Source organism: Acetivibrio sp. MSJd-27 (genome assembly GCF_018918095.1).
Classification (GTDB): Bacteria; Bacillota; Clostridia; order UMGS1840; family HGM11507; genus HGM11507.
Genome location: NZ_JAHLPV010000028.1, coordinates 1 through 17,465 on the forward strand (window position 1 = coordinate 1; position 17,465 = coordinate 17,465).

Annotated in this window: 7 protein-coding genes; all 7 read right to left on the reverse strand. The window is 44.5% G+C overall.

Going from position 1 to position 17,465, the window contains the following annotated elements; genetic code table 11:
- Positions 1–183: transposase (locus KQI32_RS09430; RefSeq protein ID WP_216424819.1), on the reverse strand; the 183-nt coding region annotated here is incomplete at its 3' end.
- A gap of 273 nt (positions 184–456) precedes the next feature.
- Positions 457–7,068, reverse strand: a complete 6,612-nt coding sequence (locus KQI32_RS09435) for an S-layer homology domain-containing protein (protein WP_216424820.1) — start codon at positions 7,066–7,068, stop codon at positions 457–459.
- 18 nt (positions 7,069–7,086) lie between these two features.
- Positions 7,087–14,268 carry a hypothetical protein gene (locus KQI32_RS09440; protein ID WP_216424821.1) on the reverse strand — a complete coding sequence of 2,394 codons (7,182 nt, stop codon included), beginning with the start codon at positions 14,266–14,268 and terminating at the stop codon, positions 7,087–7,089.
- The gene (locus KQI32_RS09445; RefSeq protein ID WP_216424822.1) at positions 14,265–14,855 is read right to left on the reverse strand and encodes a TetR/AcrR family transcriptional regulator; all 591 of its coding nucleotides are present in this window, start codon (positions 14,853–14,855) and stop codon (positions 14,265–14,267) included. Before KQI32_RS09445 ends, KQI32_RS09440 begins: the two co-directional genes overlap by 4 nt.
- 484 nt (positions 14,856–15,339) lie before the next feature.
- Positions 15,340–16,236 (reverse strand): TlpA disulfide reductase family protein, encoded by an 897-nt coding sequence (locus KQI32_RS09450; protein ID WP_216424823.1) that lies wholly within the window; start codon positions 16,234–16,236, stop codon positions 15,340–15,342.
- 19 nt (positions 16,237–16,255) lie between these two features.
- On the reverse strand, positions 16,256–17,161 hold the full coding sequence (locus tag KQI32_RS09455) for a 4Fe-4S binding protein (RefSeq protein WP_216424824.1): 906 nt from the start codon (positions 17,159–17,161) through the stop codon (positions 16,256–16,258).
- Positions 17,154–17,297: a CD1871A family CXXC motif-containing protein gene (locus KQI32_RS09460; protein WP_216424825.1), complete on the reverse strand. Its 144-nt coding sequence runs from the start codon at positions 17,295–17,297 to the stop codon at positions 17,154–17,156. Before KQI32_RS09460 ends, KQI32_RS09455 begins: the two co-directional genes overlap by 8 nt.
- Between the last annotated feature and the right edge of the window lie 168 nt (positions 17,298–17,465).

The window sequence follows — 17,465 nt, forward strand, 5'->3', positions numbered from 1 at the left end:
ATAGGTGTAACACCTCTGTTCCATTCCCTCCATACCATGATATTGATATTTTGCTACCCATTTGCTGATATCGCTTTTATGAATACAATATGTTTCTGATATCTCATCAATGGATTTTCCTTTTTCCAATATCAAACTCACGATTTCCATTTTCAATTCCACTGTATATTTTCTTTTCCCCATAAAAAGTACCCCCCAATTATTAGATGGTTATGATTTTATTTTATCATATTGTCTAATATTTGGGGAGCACTTCATTTTTACCGGCTCTTATGTATACAACTGCTTTCATTTTTGGCTTATTACGCTATTTTCTATACTCCTATTATATCATATTTCGCATGATTCGAATAGACTTTTTTACAAAAATTTGACCGCTGACTTTGCCTTTGTCAGCGGTCTGATCCCCGTTTGATAATCAAACGGGGATTTTGAATATAACATTAAACTACGGTTTTACTTGTTTGCTTCTGAAAATCTCTGCAGTATTGCTGCGGTTTCCGCTCTTGTTGCATTGTCCTGCGGATTGAGGGTTTTATCTGTCTTGCCTTTGATAAGTCCCATACCAACGGCATACTGAACGGAAGCTACCGCATATTCGGATATGCTTTCTGCGTCATCGTATGAAAGTATATTTGTATTTTCACCGGCGCTGACGTCATAACCCTTGTACTGTGCATATCTGTGAATAATTGCCGCTATCTGCTCTCTTGTAATACTGTCGTCGGGCGCAAATTCCGTTTCAGATATACCCTTTACAATTCCGTTTTTGATTGCCCATGCAACTGCATTTGCATAATATGCATTATCCGCAACGTCACTGAATATATTTTCGCCTTCCTGTTTTTCGCCGTCAATTCTATGCAGAATTGTTACAAACATCGCTCTTGTAACGGCTGTCTGAGGCTCAAATTTCGTATCTGATGTGCCAAGCATAAACTTGTTTTCAAAAGCGCTCTTTACATATGGATAGAACCAGTCGGATTCAATAACGTCTGTAAACGGAAGCGGTGATTTCTTTGCGAAAACAACCTTAACTTCGGTATCTTCTTTTACGGATTTTATGGTATAAATCTCGTTTCTGCCGACTGATTTACCGTTTATCAGCATATCTGCCACAGTGTATCCGTCGTCCGGAATTGCTGTGATTGTAACACTGTTTCCACTGTACACCTTGTTTTGCGAAAGCTCAACCCTGCCGTGCTCTGTATCCAGAGCGATGACCGTGTATACTCTTGCTGAGCCGCCGCTGCTTCTGCTCTGTCCGTCGTTTCGCCAGAAATCGGATATTGCCTGCATAAGCTTTGTGACGCCGTCTGTAAAGTCGCTCTCTGCAACCTGCGGATTGTTTATAAGAGTTTCAGCCTCATCTATTGCCGCCTGCAGCGCATTGATTTTGCCTGCCGACGCATTCGGATTATTTGCAATAATACTCTTTGCTTCTTCGATTTTTTCCGCAAGGTCGGACTTGGAATTGTTTCCTATGTTTACAACAACGTAATCGGAAAGCCCCTCCGTGCGCGAACCGTTTGAAGTTTCGGCATTTGCTGTTGCAAGCTTTGCTTTAACCGCCGTTTCTCTCGGAATAAGCGCCGTTATTTTGCCGCCGTTTATCTGTATTGCGCTCTTTTCGTATAAGATACTCCAGTCGATTAAATCCGGATCAATATTAAATGCTTTGCCGTTTTCGGTAACAGCTGCCACGGTAAGCATTGCAGTCCGGCCGTTTTTGATGTTAATTACTTTTTCTCCGTTTTCATTCGGAGTAATTTCATTGCCGTCAAGATAAATCTTCAGCGAGTCAAATGAAAATCCGCCTGTCCTTACCGCATAAACTGTCATCTGCGAAACATTGCCCGCCTTGTCTGTTGCAGTGAGCAAATGTTCCTTAAACAATTCATCTGCGCCGAGTGTTTTTTCTATTTTAAAACTTCCGTTGGACGCTATTGCCACGCCTTCGTCCGCCTCGCTGATTTTTACGCCGTCAAGCATCAGCTCTGCCGATTTTTCGGTAATTCCCTCAATGGTATATTTGCCGTTTTCATCAGCAATGACCGTATTTGCACCAAAGACCACCGTTATGTCATCCGTACCCATTTTTCTGTCAATACTTTTTTGTGAAAGTGACAAAACAGGAGCGGATGAATCAATTGTAAAGCCAAGGTACGCATTTTCAACATCTGTGATTTCGCTGCCCTTTATGTGGTCTTTTGACGAAGTATATGCCGTGAAGTTAACAACATAATCTCCGTCGTCAAGGTCGTCTAACACAAATTTCCAGTTCTTTCTGAAGTAGGAAAAATCCGCGTCATTCGGATTCGGATCGACACCAAAGGCATAGACCTTACCGCCGTTTAAATCCATTTCCATAAACACATCATTTTCAAAGACATATTCTATCACAACGTCCTTGACATTTGTGTTAATCTCATTGCCCGAAGTATCGAAATTAACCTTTACTTCCTTGAGCTTAGGCATATCCGCCACCGGAAGAACAAGTGAATTTGACGAAACGGTTGCAGTTCCGTAGTAATAATGCGTTTTGTACTCTTCGCCCGACTTTTTGTATTCTTCTCTGAGCGTCTTGATGTTTACATGATAGCTTTTGCCTGCCTCAAGAGCCGCTTCCTTCCCGAATACAAAGTTTGCGCCTTTTTCAAACTGACCGATGTTATTTTCAAGCACCGTTCCGTCCTCGGAAACGATTTCCGCGAGATAGTGCGTGTAGTCTGCGTCACCGGGATCGGTAACCTTTACAAAGATTTCACCGTTGCCGCCGTATGCGATTTTTACGCCCGAAACCTCTTTGGGAAGATTGCTGTTTTTAAATTTGAATCCCGTGTTGCTTACGGCAAGGCTTATTCCCTCGGTTGTAGTAAGAGTTGTAACCGCATAGTATCTTTCATTCTCGCCTACCGTATCCGGCAGTGAATCCGGAAGAGTTATTTTTTCTGTTGCCGCCGCCGAATTCAATACCACATTTTCTTTATGAAGAATATTTTTTCCAAGAACATCTCCGTTGTTTTTGCTTGTTTTGATTTTTGAAAGCACGTCTTTGTCCTTTGTGAGATAAACGTCTATTGTGCCTGTCTTGTCACCCTTTGCGCCGTTTATCTTCCAGCCTGCCGTAACGCTTTGCGTTTTTGTTGCGGGGTCCTCTGCATTGAGCTCTATAGTTGTGCTGTCTTTGTCAAGCTCTGCGATTTCATCGACGCCGTTCATCTTAAATGTCGTGATTTCAAAATCCTTATCGGCTGCATATTTTACCGTCCAGCTGCCGTCTTTTATCTGCGCTGCATCCGTTACGGTAACATAAATGAAATTGCCGTCCTCTCGGCTCTGCAAAAGCATATTGCCGTTGCCCATTCCGTCATCGGGTGTAAGCGTTATAATCCTGCCGTCCGGATTTATAAGTGTAATATCTTCTGCTGACGGCGTTCCGACGCCGGAATAAGGAATTTCAAGAAGAAGTGCGCTCTGACCGCTTGCGCCGTCAACCTTGACCTTTGCTTCTTTTTCATTTCCGCCCGCGGATGTGTCTGCAAGAGTTACAACCGAAAGCGCGTAAATGTTCGTTCCGTAGTATGCCGTAACGTCGTCTGCATTTGCAAGCGACATACCTTCAATTCCTTCGCGGTGCGGAGGACTCAGATCGATGTTTTTGCCGAATGATACGCTTTCGCCCCAGTAATAAATCACGCCGAAACGTATACCTATAATTTTGATATTGGCGCCGACAAATTCATGCGATACCGCCGCCTCGACTCCGGCAAGCTCTTTTCCGCCGACAAGCGGAATACTGTCGGGTATGCATATACTTGCAAATATATAACCGTAGAAATAGTTATCCGCAATGGTTACGGTAATACCTCCGGTTATGAGACCGTCAATAATGCTTGCGTTTCCGTACAGGTTAAGCTCCCACGGCTCTATCCACCTTGCGCTTATACCTGCCTTTACGTCGATAAGCTTTTCAAGACCTTTTGTCTTAAGCTTCATATCTCCGGTAAGCGACAGGCCCTCAAGGCTAACCTTTGCGTTAAAATCGCCTGTCAATACGCCTATCGCTTCAAGGCGCGTAAACAAAAGTATTGTGAGCGGCGGAAGTTTGTCAAATTCACCGCCGATTGTGTCGGCAAGCCCGTTTATTCCGCCACCGAGACCGGCTATAAAGAGCACCGGCGGCGCAACGGGAATTTTAAGACCGTCACGGATATAAAATTCTATTTTATCGGGTACGATTACATCTTTGTTTTTAACGTTGACCTGTTTAAATGCAAGGATACCTTCGCACTCGATAATTTTGATGTTCAGACCTGCATTTATCTCGTATTCGTTTTCTATCGTGTTGATTTTTACACTTGCGTAAATTCCGGGAGAATTTGCAACAAGCGAGCCCAGGACGTCCTTTGGAAGCGCAAGCGAGAAAGCGGCGTCAATGCCGATAAATCCCGTATCGCTTACCTTTACATATCCGTCCTCAACATCGCCTTTCTCACCGAAAAGCACATTGTCTACCTCTGCCGAAAGCTGACCCTCCGACAGCTTCGTGTCCTTTTGGATTTTGTCACCCGTAGAGGTTCTTTTCGGCGGATTTTCGTCAAACATGCTTGTCATCTCGCCCGAAATATCCTCCTGGTCGGCAGTAAGACTTTCGTCAAACAGATTGTTAAGTTCTTCGCCTATATCCTCCTGGTCGGCGGTAAGGTCCGGCTGTTCTTTGTTTTTCGGTGCCTTAATCGGTATGCTTATGCTTCCTCCGAAGCCTATTCCGTGAGTGACCATGCCGTCCGAATCGTCATACCACTGCGAGCTTAAAACACCGTATTTCAAATCTACGGCAAAGCCGCCGAGCGACTGAATCATGGTTGCCGCTCCGTCAAGAGAAAGATTGAGAGAACGCACTGTTACGCCCTGACCGATTGCGTCCGAAAGGCGTTCCTCGTCAAGAGTATACGCAATGCCTTTGGTCGCCGAGATACTCCACTTGCTTCTCCAAACGTTTATTGAATTTACAACCTTTAAAAGTCCGTCGCCTTCAACCCTGCAGGAAGAGCCTCTTCTGTAAAGTTTAAGCGGTTTTTCGCCCTCATAGGAAAGCATGTTGTTTATGATGATGTCGCCCGACTGAAAGTCTGCCTGCCAGAAGGTTTCGCCGGTAGCCGCATCCTTCATCTCGCGGAGGTTGGCGCGGACTGTAAGCAGAATTTCATGCTGCTTTATGGACTCTTTATCTTTGCCGAAGTTGTATTTTACCGTTTTGCCGTCAAGCCTGCCCTTTGATGCAAGCTCGCCTTTATAAAAGCTTAAATATTCGCTTTCGTTTCTGAACGTATGGAAATCATACGAACCTGCCTCAGCCCCGTCGGTTGTGCGGACGAGCGCCGCCATGCCGTAGGATTTAAGCTGATATTTTTTGTCTGCCGATACCTGAAGTTTTTGGCTGCATGTTAAGGATTTGCATTTCAGATTATCCTGCAGACGGGTATCGTTTATTTCAAATACGATTTTATAATCACCCACATAAAGCTGTTCTTCGGTTGTGAATGTAAGCGTTTCGCCCGTTTCATCCAAAAACGCAATGTTTTTCTTATCAATGGTTACGCTTTCGCCTGTTGTATCATGAACAAGCTTCAGCTCCACGGCCGCGTCGTTTGCCAGTACAGCCTCAAGCGGCTTCATTTTTCCCGAAATCGTTACAGCCTTTTCGCCGTCTGTATACACGATTTTGGGATTTATTTTGTTAAACTGGATTTTAGAAACTTCGCCGACAGACGGTAGTATAAGACTTCTCTGCGCCGCTGTTTCAAAATCCTCCTGATTGCCGTCCGAGAGCGTCTTTACACCGCTTAACGATACATAAACCGTGCCTGCCGTGAGATCGTCCTGGGGAAGCGCTTTAAGGGTATATTTAAGGGTTTTTATCTCTTTGCCCAGGCCCACATATTTAATCTGTTCCTCTCCGTCAACAAGTTCAAACTGTTTATCGTCAACAGTGAGATTTACCACTACATTGCTAAGCTCTGCTGCATTGTCAACGGTATTGTCAATGTTAACGGTAACATTGATTTTGCCGTCGTTTTTGTATGACTTTTTGTCTGCGGAAAGCTCAACGCGCTCTGCCGTGATGTCAATGCCCATTGCCTCGCCGGTGGTATTTGAAAAGTTACCCACACCGTAGAGCATTTCCCCGGTAAAGCTTTCGCCGTTTTGCAGGGTATTGTTTTCCCAGTAAATTGCCGCCGCACTGTCCGGCTCGCGGTAGTCATTTGAATAGTTCGTAAAATCGCAGTACGGGTCGGGTGTGTAGTCGTAGCGTACATTCGCAAGGTTTGCCCAGTGTCCGAGTATAACCTTGCTCGGTCTTGTTCCCCCGTTCCAGCCCTGCGCCTGCATCAGAATGTACGAAAGCCTCGTCGGGTTTGTGAGCGAATCCACGCTTCGTATCTGCTGCGGAATAGCGTCCTGCGAAAACTCCGTTTCGGTAAACGTAGGCTGTATATCTTTGTCAATTACAAAATACGGTGCGTCAATCCTGTTTCCGAGAGCGGTGTCAAGAAGAAGTCTTACGCTGACATCTTCATTTTTTCCGCTGTTGTTTTCAACCTTGAATGACAGACCGACATTTCCGGTAGTATTGCTGTCATTGTTGTGGTCAAGAGCCGCAGTGAGAGTCACTGTTACGCCCTTTATTGTCCACGGGATTTCTATGAGCCTGTTTTGCTCGCCCACCTTAACCGTGCCGAGTGATGACTCTATACTGAAAAACGAATAGTTCTGCCCGAAGATATAGTCCTTATCCCCTATCCGCACGGTTATAAAAGATGTTCCGTTGCTGCGCTCCTTATCCTCGGCATATAAAAGAGGAATGTTGTCGTCAAGCACTTTTTGAGGATTTCCCTCGGCGGTTTCTATCGCGAAACCGCCCGTTTTTTGGTTAAAAGTGAAGCTTAAATACTCGTTTGAAATTTTATACTCGTCCTCGTCTGCAAATGCAACTCCGGGAAAAACCGAAACAAGAACGGCGAGTATCAGAATATATGATATAGCTTTCTTAAATACGTTCATTCTTTTTCACTCCCCCCTTTAATTACTCAGATATACGCAAAGTGTAAAGTAATCGCGCTTGTCGGTCTGAACATAGAAGGTATACCAGCCTTCGGAAAGGTCCGGAACCTCAAAATCGCCGTTTTCGTTTTTACTTACCATTATGCCGTCTTTTTTCATCTGTCCCATTGTTTTAACGCCGCTTTGGTACCTTACATATGCTGTTCCGGAAAAGTTTGCAAGCGATATTTTTATACTGCTGCCGGTAACTTCGCTTCGTCCGGCAAAGTCCGGAAGCGAGCCGTTTACAAATGCGACCGTGTCATTAATGCCCACAAGACGGATTGTTCTCTTTGCAGTCATTGTGTTATGAGCCGAATCCGTTACCTTGTAGGTAACTGTATACGGTTTGCTTGAGTCAAATTTGTTTTGGCTCAAATCGCTTGCATTAAATCCGCCCCAGTCTATCTCTACATTTTCGGTAAGGTCTGTCTTTTTGCCGTTAAACACATCATATGCCTTATATGCAGTGTACTTGCCGTCCTTTACATATTTGAGCATGCTTATGTCATAGTCGGAGTTCATTTGTGGATTTTCATAAAATACCAATTCCGCCCCCAGTTCCGAAAGGTCTATTACAGGTGCGGTCTTGTCGATAATCTCAATATCGATGCCGTAGCTTGCCGTAAGCCCGTTTTTCTTTTCCGTGTTGAAAATAAACAGTCCGTTCCGGTCGTAAACCTTTTCCTTTACCTTGTCATAACCGTCATTGCTGCCGATAAGACGCGTATCGTCATCGGTTTCGACAGTTACCGTAACGTCTTTGTTTGTAATCTTGTGTATATCCGAGCCTACGATATAGCCTGCCGTACCGTCAACGGGAGTTTTCTGCCCGTTTGCGGTTTTTGTAACCCAGTTTTCGCCGTCAAACTCGTCATAATCATAGCTCCATTTTACACTTGTGATTTTCGGAGCCTTTTTGTCTATACCGTCAATGTTGATTGAAACGAAAGACGACAGACCTTCTTTGTCATGAACCTTAAAGGTATAGTTGCCGTTTTCGTAGAATGTGTAGCTGTTTTTATTCCCGTCCTCATCCGCAACCGGCTTTGTTATACCGCCGTAGGTTACGAATATGTCGGATTCTTTTCTTTGCAGATCCATTGCGCTTGTCAGAACGTCAACCTTATCAAAGGTTACCGAAACAACCGATGGGTCTGTGGTTGTATCATATACCGGTTCGAGAACAGGAGGAGTTTTGTCAATATTTTTCACTGCCACAATAAGCGGATTATCACTGTTTGAATTGCCGTAATCGTCCTCATAGCAAACTCCGACAGTTCCCGATTTTGTAAACGTTATGACAGATGTGCTGTAATTTACGCTGTAATCCGCCGCCGTAAGCGGTGCGACAGGTTCAATGTTTACAATCTTTACATTCGGTTTTGAAAAGCTTACGGTTGCGTTTACCGGACGCGAGGTATATTCCTCCGTGCTGTAGGTAACTGTCGCCTCAGGTATAACAGTGTTGATGTTTTTAATGTTAAAGCTTTTTACCGTTTTGTTTGCAACCCTGTCAAAAAGCGTTATGCTGTATGTGCCGTTTTGAGAAATATCGCCTTTGTATACCGCATATTTTACTTTTTCCGTTCCCTCGGTGCCGAGCTCATATTCTTCAATCTTAGTAAGTGTAACTTCATCCGCTCCGCTTGTAAGCTTAACTGTTCCTATTCCGCTTTTTGCGTCCGAAACGGTAACGGTAACCTCAACGGGTTTATTTGTCTTTGATGTTGTCGAAAGCTTGTAATCAACCGTACCCGGTTCGTTGTCAAAGTTTTTGAGCGAAACGTTAACGTCTGCGCGATAGTTGTACTTATCTTTGAGATTGAAGGTAAACTCATTTTGGTAGCTGTTTAATATCTTCTCATTGCTTCTGTTATTGTTTGTAACCGCAAGTGCTCTTTCTTCTCCGCGGCTTCCTTCCGGAATCTCTATTACCGCTTTTGCATTTTTGTAATATGTATTTTCAATGTCGGTAAATTCTTCCCAGCTGCCTTCGGAATTTTCAAAGAAGTATTTGACATTGTAGTCCTTACCCTCTTCTATAGGCATTTTGTAAATTATGCCGACTGTCGAAAGTCCGCTCTCGCTTCCGCCGCTATCGCCTCCGGCTCTGAAATAGATGCCGGGGTATGCGTCTGCGCCGCAGGTGTTTGTAAATATTCCCGCTTTCTTTAGCGAATAAGCGTCGGTGAAGGTATAGGTAAGTGTTTTTTCGCCGTATATGTCGCCGTCGCCGAAGTATTCAATCTTGACGGGAATAGGTTTTGCCGCTAAAACAGGTGCTCCGTTTTCTTCGTCATATTCTTCGACGCCGCCCATATGTTCGTTTCCGTCCCAACTCCAGTATTCTGTGGGGTTTCCGTTTTCATCCGTCATAGGAACGTAAACCTCTTCATAACCGCCGTCGGGCGTCATATACACCACTGCCAGTATCTTGCCTATGCCCGATTCCTTATCCTGCGCACGGAGTGTATATGTTACATCTTCGGGTGTGGGATGCGGTACGAGCGCGGTATAAAATTCGCCGTTTCCGTAATCAACCGTTTCATAGGTTAAGACCTCCGGAGTAACCGACCATTTAATTATCGGAGCGTCATTGTCAATACCGCTTAAAACAACGCTTCTTTCCGCCACCTGACCGGGGTCGCTGATGTCTGCATTTCTCTGGAACGCACGAACGTTTATGATACGCTCAGTAACGTCCGAAAGCCTGTAATATCCGCTGCCGTCGTCGATTTCGATAGGTTTCAGACTGTACACAAGCTTCGTATAACCCTTTATTTCGCCATTATCATACGGATCGTCCTCCGACGGTTCTCTTGAGTAAACCGCATAATCTTTTGACGAATATTCGCTGAATATAAGGCCGTTTGTGTACCATGCTTCAATAATGCTTGTTTCTTCGGGCAGATACAGTGTATTTCCGTCGCCGCCGTCTGCCTCGACTATTACATAATAGTCATCGCTTGACTGTGCGATTTCAGCACATATTTCTTCGTTTTTAACCGGGATATAATTGTAAGTGTACGGATCTGGCCATTCCTTAAAGTAAACCCCTGCTTTGATGTCGCTCTGTGCATTGAATGTAACACCGCTGACTTCAGCTGTGAGGTGTTTCGTTCTGCCAAGATCATCTGCGGTGTATAAGTCGTAAACCTTGTTTTCTCCTGCCGAGAATGTGTGTTTGTCGGAATACGACAAAGCATATTTTTTCGCAAGCTCAAAGTTTGCCGCTTCAACCTTTTCGGCTGCGGAAAGAGTTTTCCAGATATCTTCGTCGATTTCAAGAGTGTTGTTTTTAACAACATCACTGTTTTCATCCACTATTTTATCCTGCGGAAGTGTGTAGACGGGAACGTTGTAGCTTACGCGTGCAACCGTTCTCGCCGCGGTTTCCTTAGGAGTCACCGTTGTCACTGCGGTAAGCTCTGCGTCCTGAGAAACAAGCGGTGTTTCAAATATAACGTCATTAGTGTTTCCTAGGCTGTCCGAGGAACGTACGCCGAGGTAACGTGTATCGGTAATTCCCGAAATCTCTACATTATATATAATGTTATATTCGCCGTCCCATTCGCCATCCTCGGTGCGTGCCTGCGTAACCTTATAGAAATCGCCGTCCGGAAGATTTTCTTTGAAATACTTCTCCGGGATATTTCCGCCGGATACTTTATCCTGCGGAATAAATGCGAATTTTACGGTTTCGGGCAATACTCCGCTAATTTTAACCGTTGCCAGAGCGTCTTTTCTCTCACCCGACATTCTTTCCGAAGAAGTAATTTCCACTTCGGGAGCTTCCACGTCAATTCCCCTGATAACAGGCTTGATATAGGTCTTGTTGCCCGCTTTGTCCGATACGGTTATCAGAGTATCCTTGCCGGTGTTCTTCAAAGCGGTGATGTCAAACGCGCCGTTTGCAAATTCACCGATTTTGATGGTATCGTCATTGCATACCGCGGTAACGCCTGCTCCGAGATTGTCGCTCACATATATTTTGCCCGATATGCTGTCGGTTGTGTGAATATCGTTTATAACGAGCGTTGCGTCTGGTGCGCTGCTGTCGTAATAAAACACGATTTCATCATTTTTAACCGTGGTCAGGTCTATCTTTGTCTTGTCTGCGTCTTCGTGACATATTGCAGTCTGCACAAATATTGTGTTTTCTCCGTCCGTAAGCGCAATTTCCGGTGCGTCAACGGTTAAGTTGGCAGTAAGTGTATTTCCGTTTGATTTTACAGCGCCTGCCTTTAGCCATTCGCCGTATTCGCCCGCCGTTGTGCTTACACTGTAGTACAATGCCTGATTTCCGGCAGCGGACGAATTTGCAAAATCCTCGGTAATGTCAAAATCAAGCTTGATTTTGCCATCGGATATGAGTGCTCTGGCGTTGTGCCTGATGCTGCTTGACACATCCACCGTGCCTGTCGGCTTGCTGTTTCTTATAAAGAACGGTTTGGAAATTTCTGTCGCGGAAAGTCCGTTTGTGTCGGTTGCCGTGATTTTAAGTGCATAAGCGCCGCCGGCAATATCCGAAATGTTCACATTCTGCGAAAGTATGCCGTTTGCAATGCTGAGCGCGGTTTCTCCTCTGCCCTCAATATCCCTTCCGTCGGGAGTTACAATCTTTGCCGTTGCCGACACGATGTCAGACATATCCGTTGCATAAACGGTAACCGTCTGACTTGACTTATAAGTGTCGCCTCCGGCGGGTGTGACATTTATTACAGGTCCTTCATTGTCGAAAGCATAGCTTACCGGAACACACGGTATGCTTTTGCCGGACGGAGGTACGATTATACATTCAAGAATGTACGTTCCGTTTAAGTTTTTGGTAGCCTCGTCTTTTGCCGTTTTAATAATTCCGTTGTACAGCTTATCTTTGACTATGTAATTTTCTTTCATTTTTCCCGTTGCTTCGTCTTTTACATAATTTTTCCAACTGTAGTAAACCTTGTTGTTTCCGTTTGTTGTAACGGAAATGTCATACGATGAACGCGGCTTGGCGGGGTTTTTCGGTGTTATGTCATATGCAGTGTCTTCATTGTTTATATTTATATCCTCTACAGAGATATTTGTTTTGTTGCCTGCCTCATCAACCGCAAAGTATACAAGATGTCCTATAAAGGTCTGTCCTTTTTCAACCTCCAGATACGCAGCGGCGGTTTTGCCGTTTTCGGTATCTTTCTGCTCTATATATGCCCATTTATCAAGCGTAGTGTCCATATCTCCGCTTGTCAGACTTCCCGAACCGTCATATTCGGGAATATCGGCAATGTTCTTTTTGGTAAACATATAATAAAGTCTGCCGGTCCCCGACGCGTCTGAAATTTTCACGTTATATATATTGCCTTTTTTGCCGTCAATCTTTGGATTGGCTTTTTCCGTAACCGTCACTTCGGGAGCCTTATTGTCAAGCTTTATTCCCTTATACACGGTTTTAAGCTGATTTCCTGCATAATCGTAACCCGAAAAAACGAGGTCAAAATTGCCTTCTACCTTGTCGCGGAGCGCCAAAGTGATTTTCTGTGACAGACTTTTAAGCGCAGGCACCTTCTGCATTGATGATGCTGTGCCGGGGTTCTGCTCCGTATAGTTAAATCTGTAAATTGCCGGTGCGTTGGTACCGTCGCTGAGGTTCATATCCAAAAGACCCCGTGTGAGTCCGCTTGCAGTTTGCAAATAAATATCTTCACTCGGCACGGCAGATAACGTAACCGTTTTGTTCCATTTGTTCAAATCAGTACCGTCTGCCGGAGATACTGCAACGGTCGGGTTTTGCGAGTCGATTTTGTGAGTCGACATAAGGTAACCGCCGATTGACCGGTTAGAAAATCCCGGAATGTTGTAGTTTTCGTCCCACATTATGAGTTCTTCTTCTTCTCCGGTATACGGCGTATACCTCAGCCTTGCTTTTTCAAACATAAGCACCACGCCGGCATTTTGCGAATCCAATCCCTCGGTATACGGAAATTCAAGTTTAAACGATTTTCCTTCGTCAACCTTTACGGACGAAATCGGTTTACCCGACGAATCTGCGGCATTAATGACTGTATTATCTCCGGCTTTCAAATAAGCTTTATCAAAATAAAGCGTTGCGTCCTTAAGAGCGCCGGATCCGTAATCTGAGCTGCTTCCTGTGGTCTTAATGTTCGCAGTAACGGATATTTTTTTGTCGCCCGAGTTGTTGTAGAAATAATTGTCCGTACCGGCATGGTAGTAGTTACTGCTGAAATTTACACTCTCCAGCGCGAAAGCATTACGGTGTATAACAGTGGAAGTACCGCTATAGAATATACCGCCGTACATAGAGGTACTTTCAGGCGGGAACTTAATGTTAAAACCGATGTCAATGCTGTATATATTGTTTTTATTCATATACTGCGAAACCAAAAGGCGGTTGGCAGTATAACCGAAGCCGCTATCTTTGTCGTTAAAAAACTGAAATCCGTTTTTCTCAAGTTCGCTTTTGGTTATCTTTGAATTGTCGCCCTTTTTGCCGCCTACCGAAATTTCAATCTCCGGTGCGTCCGGGTATTCCATACAGTTATATGACGAACCCATAATATCCGCATAACTGTCGCTGATTTTGCAGTCCCATTTATGACTTATATTTCCGCTCTCTCCCATGGGTTCAATAAAGATGTCCTTGCCAAATTCATCATAAAAGTTTCCGGCTTGGTAAATTTTTCTTTTTGTGCCGGTGTAAACCGTATACGACTCTTTACGTCCGTTATCCTTATCAATCCATTCACCGCTGCTGGTGTCATTTGAATTTCCGGGATACCAGTCGAGAATGTTTTTTGATTTACCGCTTTTGCTGACTTCTATTCTGATACGGTGTATTTTGTATCCGTCTTTGGTGTTGTTTTTAAGCGTAATAGAATCAAGCGTCCACGGTGCACGGGAGGATTTTGTGCTGTATTTTGCATCGGCGCCTTTTTTGTTTACGCCGTCGTCAAGCTTTCCGCCCTCATCGCCGCCGTTGAATTTAAGCGTGACTTGAATTGCACCTTTTTTGGTGTGCGGATCGCTTCCGCCCGTTGCAGTGGTTACCGTTACTTTGTATTCCCAATCGGTATCGGCCGATGCGGGCATAACGTAATTAAACGGTATAAGCATGCAAACCGCAAGCAAAGCACACAATAATCTTCTCAGCTTCACTCTTTCTCAATCCCTTCTTTTTTAAAATTTTTAATCACCGAAAATACCGAAAGCTTCAGCGCCTCCATCTGCATTTTCATATAATACTCATCCTCAAACAGTGCAAAATGTACTGCCGCACGCACGAAGATAAATATAAAACCCGATAAAATATCAACGGGAACACCGAGTCTCGGCGAAAGCTCACGCGCATACTCCGTATAACGCTCGCTCACTCCGTTGACAAACCTTTTGCCGTGTTCGACATATTTCGGATGTGTGTATACCTGATACATCAGACGGTATTTTTTGCCGTGATGTTCAGCCGTCCAATACGGTACTTCATCTATAAATCTTAAAATATCCCGCGGATTTTCCGGCGCTAGAGCCATAAACTCATCTTCCACCTTTGCCATGCAGTATGCGGTAGACTGCACAATCAGATCATCCACATTGTCAAAGTACGCATATAAGTTGGCGCTTGTCATGCCGCAGTATTTCCCAAGTTCCTTTATGCCCGTGTCCCTGAGCCCGTTGTCACAGTAACATTCAAAGCATTTTTGCATTATTTCCTTCTTCTTTTCTTCTTTATATCCTGCGCTTCTCATTTGACCTCCTTATAATTTATTAATTGATAAATTAATTATAACACAAAACCTTTTTTTATTTCAATAGAATTTTTCAAAATTTATAACAAACTTTTGATAAAAATACTGTACATTTTAACCTGCGGTTAATATTATTATGATTAAACTCATTATCATGCCCTCACAAAAATATTTGCGTGCAAATAATTAATAAATTTCAAATATTTTGATTACATAGTAACATTTCCTAAAATAAAAACACCCGCTCCGGGATGCCTTTATTGACCTGTCAACATAACTGCTGTTACAGATAACCACAATCTTTAAATTAGCACAAACAGCCTTTCCGCCAATGAATGCTTTATACTGCAAGTCAAGCTTGCCGTAAAACGAGTCTTACTATTGCCGAATTACACAAAAGACGCCCGGCAATAAAGGCATGTTGCCTCTATGCCGGGCGGCTTTTTCTGCCGTCTGAAAACCTCTTTTAAAAAGGCGTTATTTATCATCTTGTATCGGCAGCAATACATTGGTCGATTAACGATTTCAGCTTTTCCATTTGTGTTTTGCCGGTAACGGCGCCGACTATCGGTTCTCCTACGATACTGCCGCTGCGGTCAACCACATATGTTGTGGGATAGGCATATACATTTTCGACAAACTTTCCTGCCTTGCTGCCGGAATCAAAGTATACGTTACGGTAGGAAACACCTTTCTTTTTCAAAACCGCCTTTGCCTCGGATATTGCCGCCTCATCTCCGTCCAGCGTGAAAGAATTTATTCCGATAAGTGAGCCGCCTTTCCCGGAAAGCTCCTTATTCAGCGCATCAAGTTCGGAAAGCTCACCCACACAGGGAGAGCAGGTAGTAAACCAAAAGTTTACCACCGTGACAGCATTGCCTGAAAACAGCTCATCACTCTTTATTTCGTTCCCGTCCAGATCCTTTCCTTCAAAGGACGGAAAATTCCCCGTACTGCCGTTATCGGATGGCATACTCATATCATTATCCGACGATTTTTGCGCTGCATCCGGATATTTTTTTTCAATCATAGTCAGCTTATTTTCAATATCCCGGATTTTCTCTGCTTCACCCTTAAGCAATTTAAGCTCGTCCTCTGTAAACCGTTCCTTGACGGTGTCAATGGTTTTGAGAAGAAAATCACCATAGTTTTTACCGTCCTCCTGCAAAGTCATACCTTTGTCCGCCGCCGCAAAAACCTGTTCCCAAAGCTTTGTATTCTCCGCTAGAATCGCATTTTCCTGCGCCATCAGTTCTTTATGCATTGCTACCGCTTCTTCGGCGTTTTTCGGTTCATTTTTGTCCGCTGTCCCGCAGGCTCCCAGAGCCAGCACCGGCAGCATAAGCATCAGCACCGCTGCTGCAAGTTTCCTTATACTCATATTTATTCCTCCTGATTTTTTATTTATTATCAGCGGCATTTACGCCGCTTTTATCTTTGCCTTCTCCGAAGCCGTACCGAAAGCTAACGGCGTTCGCCGGGCACGCCCGGACGCACATACCGCAGCGGATACATTCGGTATGGTTAGGCGTTTTCGTTACGTCCACAGCCATTTTGCAAGCTTCTGCGCATTTTCCGCAGGCTACACATTTGCCGGTATCCACTTTCATTCGAAACAGCGAAACCTTGTTCAGCAGGGCATAGAACGCACCAAGCGGACACAGCCATTTGCAGAACGGTCTGTAAAACAACACGCTTACCGCAATTACCGCAATCAAAACACTGAATTTCCAAGCAAACAATACTCCGAGTGCAGATCGAATACCGGAATTGACAACAGACAGCGGAATTGCCCCCTCCAACACACCCTGCGGACAAATATACTTGCAGAAAAAAGGGTCACCCATTCCGACATCGTTTACCGCCAACGCCGGCAACAGAAACACCGCTACCAAGAGAACGGCATATTTTATCCAAGTCAAATATTTAAGCTTTTTGGTTGAAAACTTTTTTGTCGGGATTTTATGCAGCAGCTCCTGAAACCAGCCGAACGGACACAAAAAGCCGCAGATAAAGCGTCCCAGCAATACTCCGAGCAATATAAGAGTTCCTGTAATATAATATGAGAAACCATACTTTGCAGATCCCGCCACCGTCTGAAGCGCACCGATAGGGCAGGCTCCGGATGCCGCAGGACAGGAGTAGCAGTTAAGTCCCGGCACACATACTTTTTTTCCGGCTCCCCGATAAATTTCGCCCTTCAGAAAATTTGGCAGATGCAGGTTGCTAAACAGAGTCGCCGCTGCCTGAATGTACCCGCGGAAGCGAGTCAGTTTTTGTGATACACCTGAAAATTTCTTACCCAATTCCCACACACTCCAGACATAATCTGATTGCCTTGCTCAGCACGGTCGCCGCCTCACCACGCAAAGCTCCGGAACACAGCATTGCTGTTCCGACAGCCAAAAGCAAAGCCTGCGCCGCCGCCTTTTTCCAATGCATATATTGCCTCATCCTTTCTTTATCCTTTTTCGGATTATATATTGTTTTCCGTTTTACATTCCGGGCGGATTCCTTCGAACACGGCTCTGTGACAAAATACCGTATAACCGATTCCCGAAATCTCCTTAAACCAAAGCTTGGCGTGCTCCTCCTCGTTCTCAGCAATTT

Bases quoted from the DNA above. Each gene is read 5' to 3' on its own strand.
- KQI32_RS09435 (WP_216424820.1), bottom strand. From the start codon at position 7,068: ATGAACGTATTTAAGAAAGCTATATCATATATTCTGATACTCGCCGTT.
- KQI32_RS09445 (WP_216424822.1), bottom strand. From the start codon at position 14,855: ATGAGAAGCGCAGGATATAAAGAAGAAAAGAAGAAGGAAATAATGCAA.
- KQI32_RS09450 (WP_216424823.1), bottom strand. From the start codon at position 16,236: ATGAGTATAAGGAAACTTGCAGCAGCGGTGCTGATGCTTATGCTGCCG.
- KQI32_RS09460 (WP_216424825.1), bottom strand. From the start codon at position 17,297: ATGCATTGGAAAAAGGCGGCGGCGCAGGCTTTGCTTTTGGCTGTCGGA.